The organism is Flavobacterium sp. GL_143, assembly GCF_057834355.1.
Genome location: NZ_CM174401.1, coordinates 1,997,064 through 2,021,610, shown reverse-complemented (window position 1 = coordinate 2,021,610; position 24,547 = coordinate 1,997,064). Strand labels below are relative to the sequence as shown.

The following is a 24,547-nucleotide window of genomic DNA, read 5'->3' as shown; positions in this document are numbered from 1 at the left end:
GTTTTTCTATGTTTACAATTTCTAATTAGTATTTTATAATTCTAATCGTATTTTTTCAATTTACGCTTTTAAAAACGTGCACAGAAATAAATAACATATCTATAACACAATTTAAGAGGATTTTATGCCGAGAATCGATTCTGTTTAGATGATTAGATTTTTATAAATTGCTATCTTTGAGATTCAAAAATATCGACTTCAATTAATAAAATAATTATATCATAATGAGCGTTTTACTTTCAACATTTATTACTAAACACAATACTGCCCCTTTTTCGCAAATTAAAATCGAAGACTATGTTCCTGCTTTTCAGGAAGGGATTTCTTTGGCGAAAGCCGAAATTGATGCAATTGTAAATAATCATGAAGCACCAACATTCGAGAATACTATCGTAGCAATGGATTATACAGGAGATATTCTGGATCGTGTTTCGAGTATCTTTTTCAACTTAAATTCTGCTGAGACAAGTGACGAAATGCAAAAAATCGCTCAGGATGTTTCTCCGTTATTATCTGAATTTGGAAATGATGTTCGCTTAAATGCCGCTTTATTTGCAAAAGTAAAAGCCGTTTACGATCAGAAAGAAAGTTTGAATCTTAATCCAGAACAAACGACTCTTTTGGACAAACAATACAAAAGCTTTTCAAGAAACGGAGCTAATTTACCTGAAGAAAAGAAAAACCAATTACGCGAAATCGACAAAGAGTTATCCAAGTTAAGTTTGCAATTTGGCGAAAATGTTTTGGCCGAAACGAATGCTTTCGAATTACATCTTACCGATTACAACCATTTAGCTGGATTACCAGAAGGAACTATCGAAGCAGCTCGTTCATTGGCCAAAAGCCAAGAAAAAGAAGGTTGGATTTTTACATTAGATCATCCGAGTTATATTCCATTCATGACGTATGCTGATAATCGTGAATTGCGTAAGAAGCTTGCGATCGCTTTTGGAGCAAGATCTTTCCAAAATAACGAATTCGACAATCAGGAAATTGTGCTTAAAATCGTAAAACTACGTTTTGAAAGAGCCAATTTATTAGGATATAAGACCCACGCTCATTTTGTTCTGGAGGAACGTATGGCTGAAAACCCTGAGAAAGTTTTTTCTTTCTCAAATGATTTATTGGCTAAAGCCAAACCTGCAGCCAAAAAAGAGTTTGATCAACTTACTGCTTTTGCAAAAGAGTTGGACGGAATCGAGCAATTAGAGAAATGGGATAGTGCTTATTATTCAGAGAAATTAAAACAACAGCTTTTTAATCTGGATGACGAGAAACTAAAACCATATTTTCAATTAGAAAAAGTACTAAATGGTGCTTTTACAATTGCAGGAAAACTATACGGACTTACTTTTACCGAAGTATTTGATATCGATAAATACCATGAAGAAGTAATGACTTATGAAGTTACGAATGATAAAAACGAATTGGTTTCTGTTTTCTACGCTGACTTTTTTCCAAGAAAAGGAAAACGAAATGGTGCTTGGATGACTTCATTTAAATCGCAATACAGAAAAGACGGAATAAACGAAAGACCACATATCTCAAACGTATGTAACTTTACAAAACCAACCGAAACGAAACCTTCATTACTTACATTTAATGAAGTAACAACTTTGTTCCATGAATTTGGTCACGGATTACACGGAATGTTAGCCGATACAACTTACCCTAGTTTATCTGGAACATCGGTATATTGGGATTTTGTAGAATTACCAAGTCAGATTATGGAAAACTGGTGTTACGAACCTGAAGCTTTGGCTTTGTTTGCTAATCATTATGAAACTGGCGAAGTAATTCCGATGGAATATGTTACTAAAATCAAAGAAAGTGCAAGTTTTCAGGAAGGTTTAGCAACATTGCGTCAGTTAAGTTTTGGATTATTAGATATGGCTTGGCACGGACAAGATCCAACAAGTATTACTGATTTAAAAGCATTCGAAACAGAACAATTCAAAGACACTCAATTATATCCTGAGGTGAAAGAAAATGCAATGAGTACTGCTTTTTCACATATTTTTCAGGGTGGATATTCTTCTGGATATTACAGTTACAAATGGGCTGAAGTTCTGGATGCCGATGCATTTGAATACTTTCAGGAAAAAGGAATCTTTAATCATGAAGTAGCTACAAAATTTAAAGACAATGTACTTTCTAAAGGAGGAACTGAACATCCTATGATTTTATACAAACGTTTTAGAGGTCAGGAACCAAAACCAGAAGCTTTATTAAAAAGAGCGGGATTGATATAATTTATGTCGGTGGGATTTTTGAAATAAATAATGGTTAAATCTAAAAGCATGAAAAACTTATTATGGTTCCTATCTATATCTATTATTTTACTTTCAAGTTGTAATAAAAAAAACGAGATTAATAAATCAAGTTCAGAAATACAACAGAAGAAAAATAGCAACAGTAATTTGACAAATAATTTTGATGAAATTTTATACTTTACCGTCTCAGATGAAATTGAAAAAAAGAATGAAAATAATCAGAAATTTCAAGATGTTTACAGCAATTTAGATGATAAAAATATTAACATCAATAAATTTGAAAATCAACTTATAGATTTAGGCTTCACAAGTAAAAATATTCCAAAAAATAAAATTAAAAATATATTAGAAACAGTAACAAATGATATAAATTTAAAATATCATGAAGTAGCATGTGTCCCTTTGTATAATGACATTTTCATTTTCAAAAAAAACAAAAAGCCTGTTGCAGCATTAAAAATATGTTTCCATTGTGGAATGAATGAAGCGATTGGAAAAATAAACAGCAATTTTGATTTTCAAAACTCAAATTCCTACAGCAATTATGCAATTCTATATAAACTTTTATATAATGAAGAATATAATCAACATTAGAATTTTAAACAATAAAAAACCGAAGCATCTGTTTCGGTTTTTTATTGTTTAATTTCGATTAAAATACTAATCTTAATTTTACTTATCTTCAATACTTTAAAAAAAACCTTAATCTTACAAATTAGACCTTGAAAAAACATTTCAAAAAACTCATATATCTTTCAATTATTGGATTAATTATAATTATTTACATCAATGTAGATATAAAATCAAAAACCAATGATTTAATTTATCATTCCTTAAATGACATTCCAAAAACCGATGTTGGGATTGTTTTTGGTGCTGGAATCAATGGTGACAAGCCCAGCACTTATTTAAAAGACAGACTCGATGCTGGTATTTTATTGTACAAATCGAAGAAAATAAATAAAATTTTACTTTCTGGAGATAATGGCAGCGATGAACACGATGAGTTAACTGTAATGAAAAATTATTGTTTTGAAAACGGGGTTGACACTACTAAAATATATGTTGATTATGCCGGTTTTGATACCTATTCGACAATGTTTAGAGCTAAATCTATCTTCAAAATAAAAAGCGCTGTTTTAATTTCTCAAGAATATCATCTAAACAGGGCCATCTATATTGGTGATAAACTCGGAATAAAATCTGTTGGATTTTCTGCTAATGCAAGAGAATATCAAAACTACAAATATGTATGTTTTAGAGAATACTTTTCGAGATTGAAATCGGTTATTGATGTTGCACGAAATCGAGAGCCATATTTTCTAGGAAATGAAATTGATATAAATGGTATTTCCAATTATTCTAAAGAAGACAAAAGATAAGTAAAAAAGCCGAAGTAAATAACTGAACATGCCCCAAAAAGTTAGACACTATTTGGGGCATTTTTTATGGAAAGAAAAGCAAGGTATGACTATGCATTTAAGTTAGAATGTGTAGAATTGGTTTTAAAGAAGCATTATTCAGATGGATATGTTTCAAAATTAAAAAAGACTGCAAGATGGAATATTCGTAAGTGGGTCAGTTTTTATAAGGCATATGGTAAAATTGGTTTATTGTCACGAATGAATCAAAGCTATTCAGCCGAATTTAAGCTAAAAGTGCTCAATATCATAGAAAAGGAATCCCTTACCTTAATGCAGACTGGTATAAGATTTAATATTCCCGATATTTCCATAGTTTTAAAATGGAAAAAAGATTTTGCTAACTTTGGACTAGTAGGATTACAACCAAAACAAAGAGGCAGACCCGTATCGATGAGTAATAATAAAGGCAAAAAAAGTAAATCAGAGAAACCCCTGACAAGAGAGCAAGAACTGCTAAAAGAAAACGAAAGACTTCGCTGTGAGAATGAATTGCTAAAAAAGCTGCAAGCCTTAATTCAAGCCAGGAAAAATCCAAAGCCATAAACGAATTAAGGCATAAATTTGGTTTGGAATTACTTTTGAACCTTGCAAATATGGCACGCAGCAGTTTTTATTATCATCAAAAACAAAGTAAGTCACCTGATAAATATAAAGAAATTAAAGAGTTGATTAAAGTCATTTATCACAGACATAAAGGGCGTTATGGTTACAGAAGAATAACCGATGAATTACAAAACAGAGGACTGGTTATCAATCATAAAACAGTTCTTAGATTGATGAATCTATTAGGGTTAAAAAGTGTTATTAGAGTAAAAAAGTATAAGTCTTATAAAGGTGAAAATGGTAAAATAGCTCCAAATATACTAGAACGAAATTTTAAAGCAAAAGCTCCAAATCAAAAATGGGCAACTGATATAACAGAGTTCAATGTAGCTGGAAACAAATTATATTTATCACCAATAATTGACTTATTTAATCAGGAAATAATCAGCTATGAACTCACAGAGAGACCAGTGTTTAATCAAGTGGTTATGATGCTGAAAAAGGCCTTTAGAAAAATACCAGATAATACAAATTTAATACTTCATTCAGACCAAGGCTGGCAATATCAAATGAATCATTACCAACTTTTATTAAAACAAAAAGGAATCAAACAAAGCATGTCAAGAAAAGGAAACTGCCTAGATAATGCAATTATTGAAAACTTCTTTGGAATATTAAAATCTGAAATGTTTTATACCCAAAAATTCAAATCAATAGAACAATTAAAAAAAGAAATTAATAAGTATATAATATATTACAATAACGAAAGAATTAAATCAAATTTAAACAAAATGAGCCCGATAAAATATCGAGCTCATTATTATCAAACTTAATTATAAATTTGTCCAAACTTTTGGGTGCAGTCTAAACTTCGGCTTTCTTTTTTAAAATCTAATCCTTTTTATAGCGTCTAAAAGTTTTCTTACTAATGCGATATAATTATTTATATTTGTTTATAAATCTTTTTAAACATCATTTAAATATTTATTAATGACCGAAAAATACTCTGCAACACAAAAAAGAGCTTTAAACTCCATTTGGATATTAATTTCACTTATTGCATTCTTTTACTGTAGTAACTACTTTGTTTCGTTTTACGGACCAGAAACAACCATATATGATACTATCTGGAAAGCTCAGAGTTGGTTCTTACACAGTCTTATTTTTGCTTGGTACTTTTATAAAAATGACCTTATAAAAAAGGGAATTATTATTCAGTTATTATTCATCCCCTATTTTACGTTAAGAAATGATTTGTACCTAACAGCCGATTATTATCTTCCTATCGCCAATAGCGCCTATATTCATTCAGTCGTTCAGTTTTTTACATTTATCATTCCGATGCTTTACTTTTCGGTTTCGTATTTTAAAAATGAAAAACATGCTACCACTTTTTCAAAATATAAAACATTCCTGATTCAGTTGGTCATAACAATTGTTTTATCGTACATAATAGAGAGTGACGTCGATGAGTTTTATAAATACTTTGCCTCTGTAAGCGATTCTCCATATACTCAGGATATAATTGTTTGTTTTATTTTTCTGTTAATTTCAATAAAAACGGCACTTGTTTTAGCTGGCTTTTTTTACCTATCAAACCGAATTTATTCTAGAAAAGAAATAATCAACCCAGTAGATATTCAACCTATTTCTAATTCATTTTTTAAATGGGGATTCATTATTAGTTATACGGTTTTAATAATGTGCATTATCGATTTAGGTAGTAATGCTCTTCGCGTTTCTTTTTATGCATTTGATAAGATTGAATATACTCGTGTTCTATTTTTCTTATCAAGTTTCTTTGTCCTCTTTGTAAGTGGTCGTTTTCTAGGAAACTTGCTTCAATACAGGAATTATTCACTTAAAAAATATTTTGGTGTAATCAACGCTCTTTCATTGCTTCCAATATTAAATCTTATTTCGTTTTTTATTCTATTATTTTCAAAAAAAGGCAACCAATCTATCCCAGAATATATAACTAAACTAAAAACTAAAAGGAATATCCACCTGGCTATTTACTGCGTTCTCGCTGTTGTGTTAATTTGTCATGGGTATTTTTCTACTGAAGCTGAATATAGAGATCCTAATGTTTTTTATAAAATTCCAATGTTAATCATTGCAGTAATTTTATTAACGAGATTCAGGGTTACTACTAAAATTGTTCCTTTTGCCATAGCGATCATAACTTATTACGAGGACATCAAAGAGGTATTTGATTTTACAAAAGGATACCTATTTTTTATTCAGGATAAAATTTTCTCTTTCCTTTGGCTTGCAATAATTTCAGTGTTTATGGTGTATTACGTTTTTTATTATATAATCCATAAATCATTTTATACCGAGTATTTTCAAAACCAAGATGAAATAGAATTTGAAGAAAACATCAAACAATTCCAATAAAAAAAAGCTGTCGATTGACAGCTTTTTTTTTATTTCTTTCTAATTATAACCGAAGTAGCACTACTGTTCTTTGCAAAAAAATCCAGTTCGGGAGCCTCCAATTTAAAGTCAAAATTATACTTTCCGTCTTGAGGAATTTTAAACGATTTATTTTCTATTTCGAATTCCCAATTTTCGACATGTTCTATCGAATCTTTTTCTGTTGAAGAGGAATGAACAATTTCATCTTTTATTACTTTTGAATTTATGGTATGTTTTCCTTCTTCTACATAAGTACTGTCAAAATGAATAATTTTACCATTAAGACTAATACTGTATTTTATCTTATATTTTGAAAACAACGAGTCTTTGCGCGTTGTTACTTTGGACCAAAATACAATTTCTTCTCCTTTTTTTAAATCTAAACTATCTATTGATGAAATGGCATTTTGGAACAACGGTATTTCTCCCAAATTTTCTCCAACTGGATTGCAGGAAGTCAAAGCTAAAACTAATAAACTAACGATACTTTTTTTCATAATTATTTTTTATTAGCTAAATCTAAAGTGAAGTTTTCTGAATAATAATTAAACATCTTGACGAAAAAATCAGTTGTTTTTTCATTTAAATTATTTTCGGTTTTCAGTAAAAAAGCTTTCTTGTCATAATTGATTATCGAAAAAACCATAAATTCTTTTTCATAAACCTCTCCTGCATAATTTAAGCTGGTAATCTCTACGATAGAAGAATTACCTTTTGGGATTACCTTACATTTATCATCTGTATAAAATAACTCACTAGCCCATTTTGTATCTTGAGCCCCATAGGATTGTCCAGTTTCTAGTTTATTTAAATATTCGTAAAACAAAGCATCTCCATTTGGAGCTAATCGATACAACTTAACCAATGAATGACCATCATATTCTGGACTTGAGATTTCATTAACATTCAGAAAAGCCCCCATTTCTTTTTTGAAATTTTTGAAATAGAACTTCATCAAATTTATTTCTATTTTTGGTCTGTTATCTACATAATCTTTCCATGTAAATTCTTGCTTTGTAAAATTAGTACTCAAAAGGTTCTTAGCATTTCGTAGAAAGTAAAAAGCCAAATCGAGTTTATCCTCATTAGGAAAAGCTTTGCTCCAACTAATGCTTCCTCTGTAAATCAAATAACTTTTGGTTGTTGGATCGTATTGAAAATGTATTGTTGTAAACGTTTTATCTTCGCTAAATACGATACTGTTTTCATCCTCAAAATAGATAGTTTCTATTTCATAGTCTTCTTTCAAATCATCGATTGTAAGTAAGCTTGGGTTATCATCTTTTACAATGACTACACTTTCTTCACCTACTTTACTATTAACAAACAAGGAATTTATGATTTCGACATAATCATAACTATCTTTTGTAGCCAATGCCAGTTTCCCAAATTTAGAATCTGCATCGATTTCATCTTTTTTTATAGAACTTGTTCGAAAATAATAGTTCTCTGGAATACTCAATTTCATTTCATCTGAAACTTGTGTGTTTTCTAGATTCGCTTTTGTACTCAAAATCCTTTGTATTTCTTTGGAAGAAATTTCAAGTTTTTTTTCCACGCTTAAACTACTATCATCATTTGTCTTTTCTATACGTTTACAACCTACTAGAATTGTAACAAAAGCAAAAAGGATTAAGCTGTTTTTTCCTAATTTTAATCTGAAATTATTTTCCATACGTATTTTATTCATTCACAAATATAGAAATTTAGAAATTTTAACAAACCCTTTATTATAAAATATATAAAAGCAAAAAGCCAGTAACTAAATTTAGTACTGGCTTTTTTATTGAATTAGTAACTTATTTTAATTTCGGTAAATTCTTCATATTTGTAGGCAATGCACGAATATCACTAAATATATGACTTATCCCATTCTTAGTTCTTGGATCTAGTGAATAACCATGACAATATAAACAAGAAGTAACTGCGTTAGTACCACTGCTCGCAACTGCATTTGAACTTGGTGCCTGAAAAAAGGTTTCCATAGTAGTGTTTGCTAATCGTCCGGTACCAATCGCATTTCCTGGAGTTGGTGGAGTCCCATTATAAGGATATGAATAACCATTTGGTACAACACCTCCAGAAGTCCAGGTTGCCCCTATTAGTAAATAATTTTTCCTGATATCGTTACCAACCAACATTTTGCGTACTGCATTATTAATAGAGATGATTTCACTATTAGAATTTGCAGGCGTTTTATCTTCAGCATTTGGTATCGTATCAGAAGCTACACCCCAAGCCATAATTCTTCTGACTTTAGAACTATTAAGCGCAGGATTTACAATTTTAATTACATCCGTATTAAGTGTATCATTAACTACTGTCATATTCTGGATATTTTGTCCTCCTACAGTATCATTTGCATTATCATTAAAAAGCCATCCTTTACCAGTATCTCCTTTTACTTGCTTTACTTTACCATTAACATCTGTGTATGAATATGCTGTATTAGGTGCATTTTTTAGATGTTCGAAAGTTGCCCAAATCATTTCAGGATGTCCTGCAACACTTCCTACCACATGCATTCCAACTAATGCCAATGTTGTTACTGTTGTTTTATCTGTTAATTTCCAAAGTTTAGGATCTGTCTTGTCATATACTGGAATTTTAGCTTTAATTGTGATATAAGTCTCTGCATTTGGTAAATCCTTAGCTTCAACCCAAGATGTTTTTAACTCCATTGCCAAAGCATCTGGATCTGGTGGTGGTGCAAAACCTTTCAATTTTGCATAAGCAAGAATACTGTCACGTGCAGCCGCAGTCGTTGGAAATTCTTTTGCTTTTAATGTCTTATCTTTTATACCAGTTAAAAAGTAAGCATAAACATCATTTACCATTGTTATATAATAAACTAATGAATTATTACTCGCAACTAATGCTCCGCTAGAACCTGCCTGTCCTTGCTCAGTATCAATTATATTTCCTTTTGAATCAAGAAGAATCGTTTTATTTCCCTGTTTAAATTCTTGCACAATATTTTCAGGATGAACTTTACCCGCAATTATTGCTTTAGGGCCTGAAATAGCTTTACCCTTTGTGTCTACAAAAGAATGCAATCCATTGGCATTGGCAATTATTTTACCTACAACAACAGATTTATTTGCAGCATCTTTAACGGCTTCATTTTTCTCTTGAGGCTCTACCTCAAACATTTTCCCGCTTTTATCAAACACAATCGGTAATCTATTTGGTCCTGTTTGCTCAATATTACCTACTGCACTCATTATAGTATTTGGAGCATGAGGAGTCAATACTCGGTTTCCGTTTTTATCTGCCGCCGAAACATTATAAAACACAGGAGATTCCATTACAGTTCCTCCGCTTTTATATGAACCGCTAGAAGTGGGTGAGGTAATCCATAAAAACATTTGCTCCGACCATTTATAGAAATCACAGTTGTTATTATGAGGGAATGTTACACTATTTGCAGGCTCAACTAATCCGTTTTCAGTAACTGTTCCTCCCTTAAACCAAGTTTTAAATTCGGCATCTGTAACAACACAAGACTGTTCTACATCTTGTGGTAAATATTCATAATCTTTATCAGTATTAGATAGCAAATCTGTTTTCTTGCATCCTAAAAAAAGGAGCATCCCAATTGCAATAAATACAATGCTGGTTTTTATATTCAATTTTCTCATGATTGCTTAGTTTTAAACAACACTTATTTATCTTGACAAATTGGTGTTATTATTGGTTTTATTTTTTTTTGAATTTTTAGTAGAAGTATCACACTACTTCCATTCGAAAGTTACTGATGGTTTTCTTGTAGATTTAAACATAGTGTTTCCATTATACTACTCTCGTTACGTAAACTGTCTCTACCTACAATTGTTGCAAAGGCCGAAATCGAGAAAGAACCTCTTATTGGGACTTGATTAATTCTTGGCACTTTAATAACCTCAGCAACCTTTCTCTCTTTTAAAAATTTTTCGTCAAGAGATTGGTCTGAATGATAATACAGGTTTCGATAAATCCATGTATCAGAATCTAAATTTGGGGGATCGTGTGACATATTTATTTTTTTACAGGTTAAGGATTAAAAATCATTGGGGCTGATTTTTATTTTATTAAAACCATTTGATTATTCAAGAATAAAGAAACAATAATCCCATAAACTCGAATAACGTATAAATACCTGATTTTCAAATGAAATAAATATATTTTAAATAAAATCATGCCCTTGTACCTATACCGAAAAACAGTAAGCAAAAAAGACTGTCTGAATTGACAATCTTTTTCTATTTTCATCATTAAAATTACAATGCACATAAAGTCATGAATAAAAAAATGTCATAAAACAGGTTTTTTTATCCATGAAGTAAATAATAATCGGAATGAAACTTTTTTTGGGTATCTAATTAAAGACAATTACTTTATAAAAAAATATTATCTCTGATTGAGCAACATCTTTAAAAAGAACTCATCGGTGGATAATTGAATCCGAATACATCGTTCTATTTTTGTTTACTTCTTTTTTTTAAGTAATAGTCGTTTTTAATTAAGATCTCTAAATGATTTAAAATAAATAACGCTTTTTGTTGCCAGGACGGCAATCGCTCCATTGCATGTTTTAGCCATCGCTGTGATAACATTCCCATTAACTGTTGATCGTATCGATTAGAGCTCCCCATATATCGTTTTATTGAGATAGGAATTTCTAATGCTGCCCAATTAGCATAACTGCTTCGAGATAAACTTCCTTCTACCTCTCTTACTTCAATACAAGCTTTATTGAGTAATCCAACCCGAGCAGATTGAGGCAGGTTTTTTAAAACATGATACCAGAAATCAATTCCTTCGTTTAAGGAATCATTAATCTCATAACAAATCTCTTTCAAATATTGTTTTCGGATAACAACATTACTGCCAACTCCCATAATAAAATCTGGCGAACTAATAGTGTGCAATGCATTTGGTACTAAAAACCATTCATCGGAAAGGGGAATTAATTCTCTTTCGAATGATTTAATATTGGGCAAATAATCATCGGATGGAACCAATACAATCCCAAGTACCAAAACATCTATATTCTCTTGTGCTATAATCAAATTGACATCGCTTAAACAAGAAGAAGTATAACAATCTTCTGCATCCAAAAAACTTACAAAATCTCCTGTTGCAAGTTCTATCCCAATATTCCTTGCATTACCAGACCCTTTATTTTCCTCTAATTCGATAATTTGAATATCGGTTTGCAAAAATTGTGGTGCAAAAAACGATAGCGAATCTTTTAAATAAATTAAGCTTCTATCTGTGCTAAAATTATCTATAACAATAATTTGCGATGCCTTTTTATCCTGAAAAGCCAAGGAACGAATCGTATCATATATGTAAGCTTCCTTATTGTAAAGAAGTATAATAACTGTATGTTCCATGATCTTTCATGATTTTCATTACTCTAATATCGAATAAATCAATACTCTGACTTGATTTACATTTACAACCAATTCATCTTAACCTCGAAATAAACCAGATAGATGCAAGATGTCACAAACTCATTAGTATTAGATAGAAAAGATTAAAGCTTGATTATTAAAAAACGTCCCGCCTTTCTTAAACAGTTCTGCATTATTTCATCATTAATAATTCTAATTTTTCTAGTGTCTGTTTTGCTCTTTCCATTTTAAGTGCATATTCATCATTTACTTTTTGAACGTCGGCGTTACAAAAGCTGCAAATTGTTTCTTCTTCATAAACATAATTATCACATCCGTTGCATAACTTAAGTGCTTTGGGAATTCTGGGAACCCTGTCTGCAATCTCTGTAACTGGAACAGAAATAGGAGTTTCACTATTTGGTGATTGTATTTCTACTATTACTCCATTTTCATCTTCAACTATAATTTCAAAAAGTCCCATATCAAAAGAATCGCCTGGAGCTTCTTGTATTTTTCTTATTCGTTCCTTAAGTCCTTTCTTTTTTAATTCTAAAGCACGATGATGACAAAAAGGATTATTACCTCTCTTACCAAACAACACATGGCTTGTCCATGTACAGCCAGCCAAGCAAGAAGATTCATAGTAACAGCCTTTGCAACCGCCCCATAATTCTTCTTTATTTCTATATCTGGAAAAAACCATTTCTTCGCTATATTTCCAAATGTCCTCCAGATCCATATCTTTTACATTACCTCCTGTATAAGCACTTGTGGGTAATGACGGACACCCTTTAATTTTACCATCTGCCTCAATCCCTATTCCTGTATGTCCTGCTGAACATCCTGTATAATATTTTTCATTTCCCTGTCTCCAAATATGTTCATACGGTCCAAAATAACCAATATTATTTCCTGCCTGAATTAAGATATTATGTGCTAAGGCTTTTCTGTATATTACGATAAGATCGTCGTAAAAATCTATTAATTCATAAGGCTGAACTATTAATTCTTCTGAGTTATCTACGGCATTTCCCATAGCAACAGCAAGTTGTATTTGCCAGTTCTTTACATCATTTTCTATTAGAACATCCAAAAGTTCATTCAATTCATTTTTGCTTCTTTTTGTAATTACTGTATTTACGCTAGAAGTTATATTGTGTTTTTTAAGTAGTTGCAAGCAATTAACGGCATGCTCAAAAGAATCTCTTCTTCCTCTTATTTTATTATGAGTATCCGGCATTCCATCGATGGAAACTCCAATATTATTTATTCCTGCTTTTTTTGCATCAATGATTCGCTCTTCGTTTAAGTTATATGCACCAGACTGCATAGAACATTCAATTCCACTTTGATGTATTCTTTCGATAATTTCAAGCCAGTCTTTTCTTAAAAAAGCTTCTCCACCAATAATGGAAATTTCTCTTGTACCAAGACGTTTAAGACTATCAATAACACCAAAACATTGTTCAGTAGTTAATTCGCCAGGCCTAACTTTTCCAGCTCTGGATCCGCAATGTGAGCATTTCAAATTACAAGCTAAAGTAATTTCCCATACTACATGAACCGGAGTAGCTGTTTCATAATCATCTCTTACTCTGTATCGTGTCGAAGTCTTATCCATCTTAATTTTATTTATGGTTTGATAATTAGTTAAAAAACGGTTTAAAAAGTAAAACTTAATAAACCGTCTTTTTTAGATTACTTTTTCTTTTTCAAAGCATCAATTGCATCAAGCAATTCTACCAATGCTACATGCAAATCTTTTTGATCTCTTATAGTTTTCTTAGCTTGTTCAGCTACTGCAACCATTTTTTCTAAATCATTTGAAGCAATCGCTTCTCTGATTCCTACTCCGTAAAGCACTGTTGCCATAATGTCTTGTATTTATAGTTATTCCTACTCTTTAGGTTTTTCAGATTCACCCTTGTTTTTCTGTACAAGTCAGTTTATTTTTTCTTCTTTAAAGAATCTATCGCGTCTAGCAAGTCTAGTAAAGCTACAGTTAGATCTCCTTGGTCTTTTATGGTTTGCTTTGCTTGTTTAGCGACAGCTTCCATCTTAGCCAAATCATTTGAGACTAAGGCTTCTCTAATAGCAACACCATATGGCATAATTATTCCCATTGTTATAGTTTTTAATAATTAATTATCGTTTTACTTCATGACAAATAACTTTTGTACATTATGAATCATGCAAAAAATCATTGTAGTAGCTTATTCACCCAATGTTATAGTTCTTCCAAATTGTGGATCATTACTAACATTTGTGCAAAACATCCACTCAGTTGTAAAACGAGAACCATCTTCTTTCTCTCCCGTTGCTACATATTTATGATGGATATTAAGTTTTGGTTTTGGGCTTTCTAAATTAAGATTATAGAATAAAGATCTCCCAAGTGTACCAAAACCATAGGTTCCACTAGCTCCTTCAATAATAGGAAGAATAACAGGTCCAACGCCTCCACCATTCCATTCAACATAAGGATACACATTCACATTTTTTACTTTTACAGGTATTGCTTGCATAATAATAGTTTTGTCCTACTCATAAGGCTTTTCAGATCCGCCCCCGCTTTGTACTGTGCGAAACAGTCCGTTTATTTTAGTGGGTTCTGCTCCACTTATTTGATTTGAAACTAAAGCTTCTCTAATAGTGACTCAATATGGAATAATCATTTCCACTGTTATTGCATCTATCTATTATTCAGTAGGTCCAAAATGATGCAAAAAAAGTGCTGGTTCATTTGCATCCAAACAAGTCAGATGCCCCATTGTCACAGTTTTACCTTCTTTGTTTTTTCCAGTAATCATGATATCTTTCAATCCTGGTCTTAATCTGCCTAAGCGATTTCCTTTAATAACTTCAATTCCCATTTCATGAGGAGTACCAGTTTTGGTAGCAATAATATTACCCGAACCATTTTCTATTAGTATTGCCTCTCCAATAGCTGGTGCAGGAAATATCTGAGTTACTGTAATATCTGTAAGTGGACCTAGTACAATATAAGGAGGTACATTTCCAACATTAACAGTTTCAGATTCTTTAATCCCCAATCTTATGGTTCTCCCAAACTCTATATCATTGGTTGTATTTGTGCTATACATCCACGGAGTTGTAAAAGGAGTACCATCTTCATTCTCTCCAGTAGCAAAATATCTCTGATGTATACCGATACTAGATTTCTCAGGTTTTAAATCAAGATTGTAAAATACAGATCTTCCAAGTGTTCCAACAGCGTAGGTTCCGCTAGCTCCATCGATAACAGGAAGAATTACAGGTCCAATCCCTCCACCATTCCAATCAATGTAAGGGTACACTTTCACATTTTTTACTTTTACAGGTATTGCTTGCATAATAATAGTTTTGTCCTACTCATAAGGCTTTTCAGATCCGCCTCCGCTTTTTACTGTGCGAAACAGTTCGTTTTTTTAAGTGGGTTCTGCTCCACTTATTTGGTATGCTAAAAAGCATTTTAGAATTTTCAAAAACATCTTAATGGTACGTTTTTGGGGCTATTTCTATTTCAAAGCTAGAACAAACAAATACCCCTTTTGGACAAAATGTTATCAAACAGAAATTCTTTGCTATGAATCAAACAAAGAAATGACACGAAACCGAAAACCACGTATAAACACCTGATTTCAAACATATTGAACAACAAACTACACTTTTACGTAATAAACTTTCATTTATTTTTGAAAGTTTAAAAACTTTTACTTACTTTTGATCTATGGAATTCAAAGAAGCAAAAAATAAATTCGTTCAAACATGGGGAGCATTAGGTTCTCAATGGGGTATTAATAAAACCATGGCACAAATCCATGCTTTATTAATGGTTTCAAACGAACCTGTTTCAATGGAAGATATTATGGACGAATTGCAAATTTCGCGTGGTAATACCAGCATGAACCTAAAAGCTTTGATGGATTGGGGAATTGTCTATAAAGAATACAAAACCGGAGAAAGAAGAGAATTCTTTACTGCCGAAAAAGATTTAGATGAACTTGCTGTGAAAATTGCAAGAGAAAGAAGTAAACGTGAAATTAAACCTGCTCTTAAAATTTTAAAAGAAGTTTCCTCGATTGACTCGAAGAATTCTGCAGAAGAAAAACACTTTGTTGAGCAAACCACCAAGTTGTATGATTTTGTTTTAAAAGCAGATAATATGTTAGATAAAATGACCGAATTCAATGAAAACTGGTTGGGACGTTTGGTCCTGAAAATTATGAAGTAAAACATCAAACTAAAAAAATTTAATTAAAACTTTCATTTTTTTCTGAAAGTTTAAAACAATCAATAACCATGAAAACTATAAAAAACATTAACACATTTGCCATTTGCCTTCCCTTTGTCCTTCTACTTACCTATCCCATATTTAAAGAAGTGGCATTTATACTAGCCTTATACTCAACTATGCTAACCGGGTTCCTACAATTTTCAATTGGTGTAAAAATGTTAATCGATAATCCGCATGATAGAGCCCTCCAAACTTATATGGCAGTAGTAGCTTCATTCTTTATTCTTTGGTTAATTAATCACCGTCTAAATTATAATCACTTTTTAACCTATATATTATTTCCTACTCCTCTACTATTAGCAATTTATCTTTCAGTAATAATCTATAAAAAACCAAACCAATGAGTTTCTTAACCGCCGAATGGAAAAACTTAGCATTATTAAATTACGAAGTTGATGCTAAAACATTAGAAAAATATATTCCTCCAGGAACCGAAATAGATATATGGAACAACAAATGTTGTGTGAGTTTAGTTGGTTTTATGTTTAAGAATACAAAAGTATTAGGTCTTAAAGTTCCTTTTCATATTGATTTTGAAGAAGTCAATCTAAGATTTTATGTAAAACGATTTGAAAATGGAGAATGGAAACGTGGTGTTGTATTTATAAAAGAGATAGTCCCGAAAACTGCCATTACTTTTATTGCAAACACATTATACAATGAACATTACCAAACTAATAAAATGAAGCATTCTGTTACCGATAATGAAGAATCAAAAACATTTGTTTACCAATGGAAAAATCATAACAAGTGGAATTCAATTGAAATTGAAACAGGAAAAAAGGAATTAGAAATAGAATTAAACTCCGAAGCCGAATTTATTACTGAGCATTATTTTGGATATACCAAATATGATAATAATACCACTTTCGAATATGAAGTAACGCACCCAAGATGGCAACAACTACCAATAATCGATTATAAAATAGATGTCGATTTTGAAGATAACTACGGGAAAGATTTTGCTTTCCTGAATAAATCAAAACCAGTTTCAGCTTTTCTAGCAATTGGCTCTAAGATTACTGTCGAGAACAAGAAAAAAATAAAGTCATGAATGCAAATCTTAATATTATTGGGTATTTCATCTACCTAATGATTACCATCTTCATAATTGTACGGGTTGGAAAAACTTGTTATAAAAATGGCAATGTATTCGTTTCTGAACTTATTCCCAATCACGAAGATTTATGCCAACGAATAAATCAAATGTTACTTCTAGGCTATTATCTATTAAATATTGGCTATTGTGCAATGACATTAATTTCGTGGGAAACAATAATAACTACCAATCAACTCATAGAAGTAATAGCAACCAAAACAGCAATTATCATATTTATAATCTCAGGATTACATTACATAAACATCATTATAATAACTAAATACATTCAAAAATTAATTAATAACTAGTAAATTAAACATCATGGAAACTACAAAAATTTTAGTCGGTTATGCAATCTATTTACCAATAGCACTTTTTCTAACATACTATGTTTCTAAAACTTTATTCGCAAACGGAAAAATATACATGCTAGACATATTTAGAGGAAGAGAAGAAATTGCTGATGCAACCAACAAACTTTTCGAAACAGGTTTTTATCTTCTTAATCTTGGTTTTGCATTAATGATATTAAGAATAAGTGAAGACATTAATAATTATCAAATCTTAATCGAAGCTTTAAGTTATAAAATAGGAAGTTATTCTATTTACCTTGGATTAATGTTATTCCTTAATTTGTATTTCTTCTTTAGAGGAAAAAGAAAAACTAGAGAAGCACAACAAGAAGACAGATTAGTTTTAAAAATTTAATTAATAACCAAATCCTAACAATCCTGATCTCGAAATGTCGAGACGGGATTGTTAGGGTTAATACTTTACAAAATGAGTAAACTTATTATCGCAGCTGGAACAGGCTTTTTAGGACAGGTCTTAGTCAACCATTTTAAAAATAAATTTGAAGAAATTGTAATTCTAACTCGAGGAAAATCAAAAGCTATTGACGGAATTAAATATATAAACTGGGATTCAAAAACTTTTTCTGGTTGGGAAAGCGAACTTGAAAATGCTACAGTTTTAATAAATCTGGCAGGAAAATCTGTAGATTGTCGTTATACAAAAGAAAACAAAAGAGAAATATTATTATCTCGAATCGAGAGTACCAAAGTTTTAAACAAAGCCGTTTTAAATTGTGTAAATCCACCTAGACATTGGCTAAATTCATCTACAGCCACAATTTATCGATTTTCATTAGATAAAGAAATGGATGAAGCTACTGGCGAAATCGGAAATGACTTTTCAATAAACGTGGCTTTATCTTGGGAAAAAGCTTTTTTTAGTACTGAAACTCCAAATACCTTAAAAACCGCTTTAAGAACTTCGATCGTTTTAGGGAAGAAAGGCGGCGCTTTAATTCCGCTTAAAACCTTAGCCAAAATTGGTTTCGGAGGAAAACAAGGAAAAGGAAATCAATTTATTAGTTGGATTCACGAAGACGATTTTGCCAATGCAATAGACTTTATACTCCAAAAAGAAATGATTGGGATTATTAATGTTGTTTCTCCTAAACCGATTTGCAATGCAGACTTTATGAAGAAACTTCAAAAAGCTGTTGGTTTTCCATTCGGAATTCCACTCAATACATTTTTGCTTAAAATAGGAGCTTTCTTTATTCGAACACAACCCGAATTAGTTTTAAAAAGTCGAAATGTAATTCCGAAAAAGCTTTTAGAGAATGGATTTGAATTTAAGTTCGATAATGTAGACGATGCTTTTAAAAATTTATTGAAGTAAAATCTTTGACAAAGTTTAGAATCAAGTCTCTAAAGAACTTCATTTTATCTCAAGTGATTATAATTTATTAAGTTCTATCACATTTTGATCATAGCTCACGGTTTCAACCGTGTGATACAGATTGTGATAATATTGCGCTACAACGGTTGAAACCGTTGGCAATGTTATAACATGCATTTATTATTGCTATTCGTTGTAAAGCCATTAGTTTGATTTGTATAATCTGAATTTCTCTCACATCAAAAAGAAAAAGATTCTGTCTATTTCTATAAAAAAATTTGGTAAAATTCAAAGGAAGTTCCTTACAGCAGTAATTTAAAACTTTGACAAAGATAACACCAACTAATTATGACAACAATTCATCTCACAACAAAAATAAAAGCAACGAAACAGATCGTCTTTGATAATTCCAGAGATATTGATATTCACCAACAATCTGCAAGTAAATCAAACGAAAAAGCAATTACAGGCATAACAACTGGATTGATAAATTATAACGAAACAGTAACGTGGCGAGGCAAACACTTCGGATTGTACTTAACACACAAAAGCCGAATTACTGCAATGAATTTTTACGACTACTTTGTAGATGAAATGGAAAGTGGTAAATTTAAATCATTTAAACACGAGCATTTTTTTGAAGAGGAAAATGAGCAAACAATCATGACTGATAAATTACAATATGAAACTCCTTTTGGCATCTTAGGACAATTATTTGATGTTTTGTTTTTAAAGAAACATTTATTTCAATTCCTTTTAGAGAGAAACAAAATCCTAAAAGAAGTATCCGAAAAAGACAATTAAAACAAATTCCTTACTTTCACTTTTACAACATATAAAACTTTAAAAATCAAATACATTAGCAACGCTTATCAAAGTTTCAACCTAAAAAAAGGAGAGAATGGCACACTTTATGATAAACAACTTGCGAGATAATCCTTTCAAATCTGATAGGTTTATCTCTAAAACAATCTGATTTTATAGTAACAATTGAAAAAACTAGAAATCATTAATTTTAAAAAAAATAATATGTCAGTAAAAACAAAAATTTTATCTGTAGCCTTTTTTGCAATTTCTTCTATCGGGTTTGCACAAAGTAATTGTAAAGACTTAACTGGATGCGAAAGAAAATTATGTGAATTGAACACAAAATTAGAGTATGCCAAACAGTACGGAAATCAAAATAAGATTAGAGGGATTGAAAATGCTATAGCACAAACCAAAAATAACTGTACATCCAAAACAGTAAATAATGATCTTGACAAAAAGGTAAAAGATAAAGAACAAAAAGTTAAGGAAAGAACTGATGATCTAAATAAAGCAATTAAAAATCAGGAAGGAAAAGAAAAAATCGATAAGAAAAAGAAGAAATTGGATGAAGCCAAAGCAGAATTAAATAAAGCTGTTACGGCGCAAAAAACGAAATAAAGCTTTACTTGCACTTATACAAAACCGATGTTGATACATCGGTTTTTTTGTTTTTATATCTTTTATCCATAAAATGCAACCATCAACCACCAAAAAATCGGAATACTTTCGACCCAGAAAGAAGTATAATATTTAGATCTTTTTTCATTTGCAAAAACAATAAAAAGCGACAACACAAGAACCATAATTAAATTAATCACCAATTGATTATTATCAAGAGTAGATTTAAAAAACTCAAGAAGGTAAAATGGAATTAGAAGTAATAATCCTAAAATTTTGGTACGCTTTACTCCTATTTGTTGCGGAACAGTTTGCAAATGCGGATCATCATTGGCAAGATCAATAATTTCAAAAATTAATATTAGCACGAAAACCAAAATAAAACGCTGTACACATTTTAAATAAAAATCGGAAGTAAACGCAATTTCAGCATTTATTAATGGCAAAACCAAAGTAGCTCCAACCCAACAAAGTGCCACAATATATATTTTGACCCCAGCCCAGTTTCGGGCATTTTTTCTATTCGGGAAGAATGGAAGTGTATAAAGTGCCGTAATTGCAAATATTCCTACCGAGACAATTTGAGTGATTCGCTTTAATTGAAAAAAATAATACCCTACTAATAAAAGAGAACAAAAACTAAAAACTGCAATAATTTTTAATTGATTCCCTATTGGCACTCTATTAACCCGAACCAAAGCATCGTATTTCACAAAATTATATCCTACAATAGTTCCGAAAAACACAAACAAAGCCATCGATTCATCATACTCAATACCAAACATATGGAACGTTAATCGTACCAAAGCATAACATGACAAAGCAACGTGAATGCTACTAATGATATAAAAATTAAATAACTGCGTAACTACCTTCATATAACAAAACTAATCAATTAATAAGAAATCAACCCTTTAGTTGTAAATTTGACAAAAAATGCGATTAAAAATAGCAATTAGATTATTATTAATACTTAATTTTGCACCACTAAAAAACAACACTTTTACTACTATATGAAAACAGATGCTTTTGCTTTAAGACACATTGGCCCGAGAGAAACCGACCATCAACAAATGTTGAAAACAATTGGAGTTGAATCTATTGAACAACTCGTTTATGAAACGCTTCCAGATGACATTCGTTTAAAAGCACCGTTAAACTTAGATCCTGCAATGACAGAATATGAGTTTTCAAATCACATACACCAACTAGGAAATAAAAATAAGGTTTTTAAATCATATATTGGTTTAGGATACAACCAAGCTATTGTTCCAGCTGTAATTCAAAGAAATGTTTTTGAAAACCCAGGATGGTACACAGCGTATACACCTTACCAAGCTGAAATAGCTCAAGGTCGTTTAGAGGCAATTCTTAATTTCCAAACTACAGTTATTGAATTAACTGGAATGGAAATTGCCAATGCATCATTATTAGATGAGGCAACTGCTGCTGCTGAGGCAATGGCACTTTTATTTGATGTAAGATCAAGAGATCAAAAGAAAAATGAAATCAATAAGTTTTTCGTTTCCGAAGAAATTTTACCACAAACATTATCGGTTTTACAAACTCGTGCAACACCTATCGGGGTTGAACTAGTTATAGGAAATCACGAAACATTCGATTTTTCAACAGCATATTTTGGAGCAATTCTTCAATATCCTGGAAAATACGGACAAGTTCATGATTATGCTGCATTTATCGCTAAAGCAAAAGAAAACGAAATTAAAGTAGCTGTTGCTGCCGATATTTTAAGCTTAGCAAAATTAACTCCTCCGGGAGAAATGGGTGCTGCAGTTGTTGTAGGAACTACACAACGTTTTGGTATTCCGTTAGGATACGGTGGACCACACGCTGCTTATTTTGCTACAAAAGACGAATACAAACGAAGCATGCCAGGACGTATCATTGGAGTTACAATCGATACTAACGGAAACCGTGCTTTACGTATGGCATTACAAACACGTGAGCAACACATAAAACGTGATAAAGCAACTTCAAACATTTGTACTGCACAGGTTTTATTATCTGTAATGGCGGGAATGTATGCAGTATATCACGGACCAAAAGGATTGCAATACATCGCAGACAAAGTTCACGCTGCATCTGCAACACTTGCTAATGAGTTGAAAAAATTAGGCGTAGAACAAACTAATACTGCATTCTTTGATACTATCGTTGTAAAAGCCGATGCCAAAAAAGTACGCACAATTGCAGAACAAAACGAAATTAACTTTTACTACATCGACGATAACACAATTTCTATTTCATTAAACGAAACAGTAAGTGTTGCCGAAGTAAACGAAATCATTTCAGTTTTTGCTACAGCTACAAATAAACAAGCTGCAACAATCGATAGCTTAACAAATACAAATCATTTCCCAGAGCATTTAAAAAGAACATCATCATTTTTAGAGCATGATGTTTTCAATAAATATCATTCAGAAACAGCTTTGATGCGTTACATCAAAATGCTAGAACGTAAAGATTTAGCTTTAAATCACTCGATGATTTCTCTAGGTTCATGTACAATGAAACTGAATGCAGCTTCTGAAATGTTGCCATTAAGCAGCCCACAATGGAACAACATTCACCCTTTTGCTCCGCTAGATCAAGCACAAGGATATCAGGAAATGTTGAAAAAACTTGAAGAACAATTAAATGTTATCACAGGATTTGCAGGAACAACTTTGCAACCAAACTCTGGTGCACAAGGAGAGTACGCAGGACTTATGGTTATTCGTGCATATCACCAATCAAAAGGAGATCACCACAGAAACATTGCTTTAATTCCATCATCGGCACACGGAACAAATCCTGCTTCGGCTGCAATGGCTGGAATGAAAGTTATCGTTACAAAAACATTAGAAAACGGAAACATCGACGTAGAAGATTTACGTGAAAAAGCAATTCTACATAAAGACAACCTTTCTTGTTTAATGGTAACTTACCCATCTACTCATGGAGTTTATGAAAGTGCTATTAAAGAAATCACACAATTAATCCACGATAACGGAGGTCAGGTTTATATGGATGGTGCAAACATGAACGCTCAGGTTGGATTAACAAATCCTGCTACAATTGGAGCCGACGTTTGTCACTTAAACTTACACAAAACATTTGCAATCCCTCACGGTGGTGGTGGACCAGGAGTTGGACCAATTTGCGTTGCTCCACAATTAGTTCCATTTTTACCAGGAAACCCAGTTATTGCAACTGGAGGAGATCATGCCATTACAGCTATTTCTGCAGCTCCTTGGGGATCAGCATTAGTTTGTTTAATCTCTTACGGATACATCTCGATGTTAGGAGCTGAAGGTTTAAAGAGCGCTACGCAACATGCAATTTTAAATGCTAACTACATCAAAGAAAAATTAAGTGGTCATTACGACACTTTATATTCTGGAGAAATGGGTCGTGCAGCTCACGAGATGATCTTAGAATGTCGTCCTTTTAAACAAAAAGGAATTGAAGTAACTGATATCGCAAAACGTTTAATGGATTATGGTTTCCACGCACCAACAGTTTCTTTCCCAGTTGCAGGAACTTTAATGATTGAACCTACAGAAAGTGAAAACTTAGAAGAATTAGACCGTTTTTGTGAAGCTATGATCTCTATTCGTAAAGAAATCGAAGCTTCGACTATCGAAGATAAAAACAATGTCTTAAAAAATTCTCCACATACATTAGCAATGCTTACTACCGATGTTTGGGATTTCCCATACACAAGAGAGCAAGCAGCTTTCCCATTAGATTATATAGCCGAAAACAAATTCTGGCCAACTGTACGCAGAGCCGATGATGCTTTTGGAGATAGAAATCTAGTTTGTAGTTGTGCTCCTATTGAAGCCTACATGGAAGAGTAAAATAATATAATTTACGCATTGTAACCCTTTTAGTTTCTATACTAAAAGGGTTATTTTTTTTTAGTCAATCGCTACATCTTCAGCTCTATTGCTATTTTACAATCAGAAGGCATTGCAAAAATACACCTA

General features: G+C 31.8%; 25 protein-coding genes. 14 read left to right on the top strand and 11 right to left on the bottom strand.

All coding sequences use genetic code 11. The annotated features are described in order from the left end of the window. The first annotated feature begins 224 nt into the window (after window positions 1-224). From AC3IPI_RS08710 to AC3IPI_RS08685, 6 genes are all read left to right on the top strand, one after another. Window positions 225-2,252, top strand: coding sequence for a M3 family metallopeptidase (locus AC3IPI_RS08710; RefSeq protein WP_489158455.1), 2,028 nt, complete (start codon window positions 225-227; stop codon window positions 2,250-2,252). Between the two features lie 48 nt (window positions 2,253-2,300). Further along, on the top strand, window positions 2,301-2,867 hold the full coding sequence (locus AC3IPI_RS08705) for a hypothetical protein (protein WP_086893610.1): 567 nt from the start codon (window positions 2,301-2,303) through the stop codon (window positions 2,865-2,867). Between the two features lie 128 nt (window positions 2,868-2,995). Further along, window positions 2,996-3,655, top strand: coding sequence for a SanA/YdcF family protein (locus AC3IPI_RS08700; RefSeq protein ID WP_489158453.1), 660 nt, complete (start codon window positions 2,996-2,998; stop codon window positions 3,653-3,655). 66 nt (window positions 3,656-3,721) lie between these two features. After that, on the top strand, window positions 3,722-4,240 hold the full coding sequence (locus tag AC3IPI_RS08695; RefSeq protein WP_489153903.1) for a transposase: 519 nt from the start codon (window positions 3,722-3,724) through the stop codon (window positions 4,238-4,240). After that, window positions 4,186-5,073, top strand: a complete 888-nt coding sequence (locus AC3IPI_RS08690; protein WP_489159222.1) for an IS3 family transposase — start codon at window positions 4,186-4,188, stop codon at window positions 5,071-5,073. Before AC3IPI_RS08695 ends, AC3IPI_RS08690 begins: the two co-directional genes overlap by 55 nt. Before the next feature lie 157 nt (window positions 5,074-5,230). After that, window positions 5,231-6,640, top strand: a complete 1,410-nt coding sequence (locus AC3IPI_RS08685) for a hypothetical protein (protein WP_489158451.1) — start codon at window positions 5,231-5,233, stop codon at window positions 6,638-6,640. Window positions 6,641-6,669: 29 nt separating this feature from the next. On the opposite strand, the gene AC3IPI_RS08680 is transcribed toward AC3IPI_RS08685, so the two are convergent. The 10 genes from AC3IPI_RS08680 to AC3IPI_RS08635 form a co-directional block, all read right to left on the bottom strand. Beyond that, window positions 6,670-7,158: a hypothetical protein gene (locus AC3IPI_RS08680; protein WP_489158449.1), complete on the bottom strand. Its 489-nt coding sequence runs from the start codon at window positions 7,156-7,158 to the stop codon at window positions 6,670-6,672. Window positions 7,159-7,160: 2 nt separating this feature from the next. Beyond that, on the bottom strand, window positions 7,161-8,351 hold the full coding sequence (locus AC3IPI_RS08675; RefSeq protein WP_489158447.1) for a hypothetical protein: 1,191 nt from the start codon (window positions 8,349-8,351) through the stop codon (window positions 7,161-7,163). 109 nt (window positions 8,352-8,460) lie between these two features. Beyond that, complete coding sequence (locus AC3IPI_RS08670; protein WP_086893605.1) at window positions 8,461-10,302, bottom strand: hypothetical protein; 1,842 nt, start codon at window positions 10,300-10,302, stop codon at window positions 8,461-8,463. A gap of 110 nt (window positions 10,303-10,412) precedes the next feature. After that, a complete protein-coding gene (locus tag AC3IPI_RS08665; RefSeq protein WP_489158445.1) occupies window positions 10,413-10,676 on the bottom strand; it encodes a hypothetical protein in 264 nt (87 codons plus the stop codon). Between the two features lie 442 nt (window positions 10,677-11,118). Continuing rightward, on the bottom strand, window positions 11,119-12,039 hold the full coding sequence (locus AC3IPI_RS08660) for a glycosyltransferase family 2 protein (RefSeq protein ID WP_489158443.1): 921 nt from the start codon (window positions 12,037-12,039) through the stop codon (window positions 11,119-11,121). 193 nt (window positions 12,040-12,232) lie between these two features. Then, a complete protein-coding gene (locus AC3IPI_RS08655; protein ID WP_489158441.1) occupies window positions 12,233-13,663 on the bottom strand; it encodes a radical SAM protein in 1,431 nt (476 codons plus the stop codon). Window positions 13,664-13,740: 77 nt separating this feature from the next. Continuing rightward, entirely contained in the window at window positions 13,741-13,914 is a 174-nt protein-coding gene (locus AC3IPI_RS08650; RefSeq protein WP_082001761.1) for a DUF1843 domain-containing protein, read from the bottom strand. Between the two features lie 74 nt (window positions 13,915-13,988). Next, window positions 13,989-14,165 carry a DUF1843 domain-containing protein gene (locus AC3IPI_RS08645; protein ID WP_081912437.1) on the bottom strand — a complete coding sequence of 59 codons (177 nt, stop codon included), beginning with the start codon at window positions 14,163-14,165 and terminating at the stop codon, window positions 13,989-13,991. A 90-nt stretch (window positions 14,166-14,255) separates the two neighbouring features. Then, window positions 14,256-14,567, bottom strand: a complete 312-nt coding sequence (locus tag AC3IPI_RS08640) for a hypothetical protein (protein WP_323489851.1) — start codon at window positions 14,565-14,567, stop codon at window positions 14,256-14,258. Between the two features lie 174 nt (window positions 14,568-14,741). Beyond that, the gene (locus AC3IPI_RS08635; RefSeq protein ID WP_489158438.1) at window positions 14,742-15,395 is read right to left on the bottom strand and encodes a hypothetical protein; all 654 of its coding nucleotides are present in this window, start codon (window positions 15,393-15,395) and stop codon (window positions 14,742-14,744) included. Window positions 15,396-15,772: 377 nt separating this feature from the next. On the opposite strand from AC3IPI_RS08635, the gene AC3IPI_RS08630 reads away from it, so the two are divergent. The 7 genes from AC3IPI_RS08630 to AC3IPI_RS08600 all read left to right on the top strand — a co-directional run bounded on the left by AC3IPI_RS08630 (window position 15,773) and on the right by AC3IPI_RS08600 (window position 20,555). Beyond that, window positions 15,773-16,276: a GbsR/MarR family transcriptional regulator gene (locus AC3IPI_RS08630; protein WP_039111775.1), complete on the top strand. Its 504-nt coding sequence runs from the start codon at window positions 15,773-15,775 to the stop codon at window positions 16,274-16,276. A 403-nt stretch (window positions 16,277-16,679) separates the two neighbouring features. Further along, window positions 16,680-17,393, top strand: a complete 714-nt coding sequence (locus tag AC3IPI_RS08625; RefSeq protein WP_489158436.1) for a YqjF family protein — start codon at window positions 16,680-16,682, stop codon at window positions 17,391-17,393. Continuing rightward, entirely contained in the window at window positions 17,390-17,746 is a 357-nt protein-coding gene (locus AC3IPI_RS08620; RefSeq protein WP_039117328.1) for a hypothetical protein, read from the top strand. Before AC3IPI_RS08625 ends, AC3IPI_RS08620 begins: the two co-directional genes overlap by 4 nt. A gap of 13 nt (window positions 17,747-17,759) precedes the next feature. Beyond that, window positions 17,760-18,146, top strand: coding sequence for a hypothetical protein (locus AC3IPI_RS08615; protein ID WP_489158434.1), 387 nt, complete (start codon window positions 17,760-17,762; stop codon window positions 18,144-18,146). Between the two features lie 72 nt (window positions 18,147-18,218). Continuing rightward, window positions 18,219-19,127, top strand: a complete 909-nt coding sequence (locus AC3IPI_RS08610; RefSeq protein WP_489158432.1) for a TIGR01777 family oxidoreductase — start codon at window positions 18,219-18,221, stop codon at window positions 19,125-19,127. A 348-nt stretch (window positions 19,128-19,475) separates the two neighbouring features. Then, complete coding sequence (locus AC3IPI_RS08605) at window positions 19,476-19,931, top strand: SRPBCC family protein (protein ID WP_489158430.1); 456 nt, start codon at window positions 19,476-19,478, stop codon at window positions 19,929-19,931. Window positions 19,932-20,156: 225 nt separating this feature from the next. Continuing rightward, entirely contained in the window at window positions 20,157-20,555 is a 399-nt protein-coding gene (locus tag AC3IPI_RS08600; RefSeq protein WP_489158428.1) for a DUF1090 domain-containing protein, read from the top strand. A gap of 62 nt (window positions 20,556-20,617) precedes the next feature. On the opposite strand, the gene AC3IPI_RS08595 is transcribed toward AC3IPI_RS08600, so the two are convergent. After that, complete coding sequence (locus tag AC3IPI_RS08595; RefSeq protein WP_039111783.1) at window positions 20,618-21,433, bottom strand: hypothetical protein; 816 nt, start codon at window positions 21,431-21,433, stop codon at window positions 20,618-20,620. A 135-nt stretch (window positions 21,434-21,568) separates the two neighbouring features. Between AC3IPI_RS08595 and gcvP the strand changes: the two genes are divergently transcribed. Continuing rightward, on the top strand, window positions 21,569-24,418 hold the full coding sequence (gcvP, locus tag AC3IPI_RS08590; RefSeq protein ID WP_489158426.1) for an aminomethyl-transferring glycine dehydrogenase: 2,850 nt from the start codon (window positions 21,569-21,571) through the stop codon (window positions 24,416-24,418). Window positions 24,419-24,547 lie beyond the last annotated feature (129 nt).

What these genes read in the sequence shown, in the direction of transcription:
- AC3IPI_RS08600 (WP_489158428.1), top strand. Translation starts at nt 20,157, where the DNA reads ATGTCAGTAAAAACAAAAATTTTATCTGTAGCCTTTTTTGCAATTTCT.
- AC3IPI_RS08675 (WP_489158447.1), bottom strand. Translation starts at nt 8,351, where the DNA reads ATGAATAAAATACGTATGGAAAATAATTTCAGATTAAAATTAGGAAAA.
- AC3IPI_RS08655 (WP_489158441.1), bottom strand. Translation starts at nt 13,663, where the DNA reads ATGGATAAGACTTCGACACGATACAGAGTAAGAGATGATTATGAAACA.
- AC3IPI_RS08705 (WP_086893610.1), top strand. Translation starts at nt 2,301, where the DNA reads ATGAAAAACTTATTATGGTTCCTATCTATATCTATTATTTTACTTTCA.
- AC3IPI_RS08650 (WP_082001761.1), bottom strand. Translation starts at nt 13,914, where the DNA reads ATGGCAACAGTGCTTTACGGAGTAGGAATCAGAGAAGCGATTGCTTCA.
- AC3IPI_RS08680 (WP_489158449.1), bottom strand. Translation starts at nt 7,158, where the DNA reads ATGAAAAAAAGTATCGTTAGTTTATTAGTTTTAGCTTTGACTTCCTGC.
- AC3IPI_RS08605 (WP_489158430.1), top strand. Translation starts at nt 19,476, where the DNA reads ATGACAACAATTCATCTCACAACAAAAATAAAAGCAACGAAACAGATC.
- AC3IPI_RS08640 (WP_323489851.1), bottom strand. Translation starts at nt 14,567, where the DNA reads ATGCAAGCAATACCTGTAAAAGTAAAAAATGTGAATGTGTATCCTTAT.
- AC3IPI_RS08625 (WP_489158436.1), top strand. Translation starts at nt 16,680, where the DNA reads ATGAGTTTCTTAACCGCCGAATGGAAAAACTTAGCATTATTAAATTAC.
- AC3IPI_RS08615 (WP_489158434.1), top strand. Translation starts at nt 17,760, where the DNA reads ATGGAAACTACAAAAATTTTAGTCGGTTATGCAATCTATTTACCAATA.
- AC3IPI_RS08620 (WP_039117328.1), top strand. Translation starts at nt 17,390, where the DNA reads ATGAATGCAAATCTTAATATTATTGGGTATTTCATCTACCTAATGATT.
- AC3IPI_RS08710 (WP_489158455.1), top strand. Translation starts at nt 225, where the DNA reads ATGAGCGTTTTACTTTCAACATTTATTACTAAACACAATACTGCCCCT.
- AC3IPI_RS08635 (WP_489158438.1), bottom strand. Translation starts at nt 15,395, where the DNA reads ATGCAAGCAATACCTGTAAAAGTAAAAAATGTGAAAGTGTACCCTTAC.
- AC3IPI_RS08660 (WP_489158443.1), bottom strand. Translation starts at nt 12,039, where the DNA reads ATGGAACATACAGTTATTATACTTCTTTACAATAAGGAAGCTTACATA.
- AC3IPI_RS08695 (WP_489153903.1), top strand. Translation starts at nt 3,722, where the DNA reads ATGGAAAGAAAAGCAAGGTATGACTATGCATTTAAGTTAGAATGTGTA.
- AC3IPI_RS08645 (WP_081912437.1), bottom strand. Translation starts at nt 14,165, where the DNA reads ATGGGAATAATTATGCCATATGGTGTTGCTATTAGAGAAGCCTTAGTC.
- gcvP (WP_489158426.1), top strand. Translation starts at nt 21,569, where the DNA reads ATGAAAACAGATGCTTTTGCTTTAAGACACATTGGCCCGAGAGAAACC.
- AC3IPI_RS08630 (WP_039111775.1), top strand. Translation starts at nt 15,773, where the DNA reads ATGGAATTCAAAGAAGCAAAAAATAAATTCGTTCAAACATGGGGAGCA.
- AC3IPI_RS08665 (WP_489158445.1), bottom strand. Translation starts at nt 10,676, where the DNA reads ATGTCACACGATCCCCCAAATTTAGATTCTGATACATGGATTTATCGA.
- AC3IPI_RS08595 (WP_039111783.1), bottom strand. Translation starts at nt 21,433, where the DNA reads ATGAAGGTAGTTACGCAGTTATTTAATTTTTATATCATTAGTAGCATT.
- AC3IPI_RS08610 (WP_489158432.1), top strand. Translation starts at nt 18,219, where the DNA reads ATGAGTAAACTTATTATCGCAGCTGGAACAGGCTTTTTAGGACAGGTC.
- AC3IPI_RS08670 (WP_086893605.1), bottom strand. Translation starts at nt 10,302, where the DNA reads ATGAGAAAATTGAATATAAAAACCAGCATTGTATTTATTGCAATTGGG.
- AC3IPI_RS08685 (WP_489158451.1), top strand. Translation starts at nt 5,231, where the DNA reads ATGACCGAAAAATACTCTGCAACACAAAAAAGAGCTTTAAACTCCATT.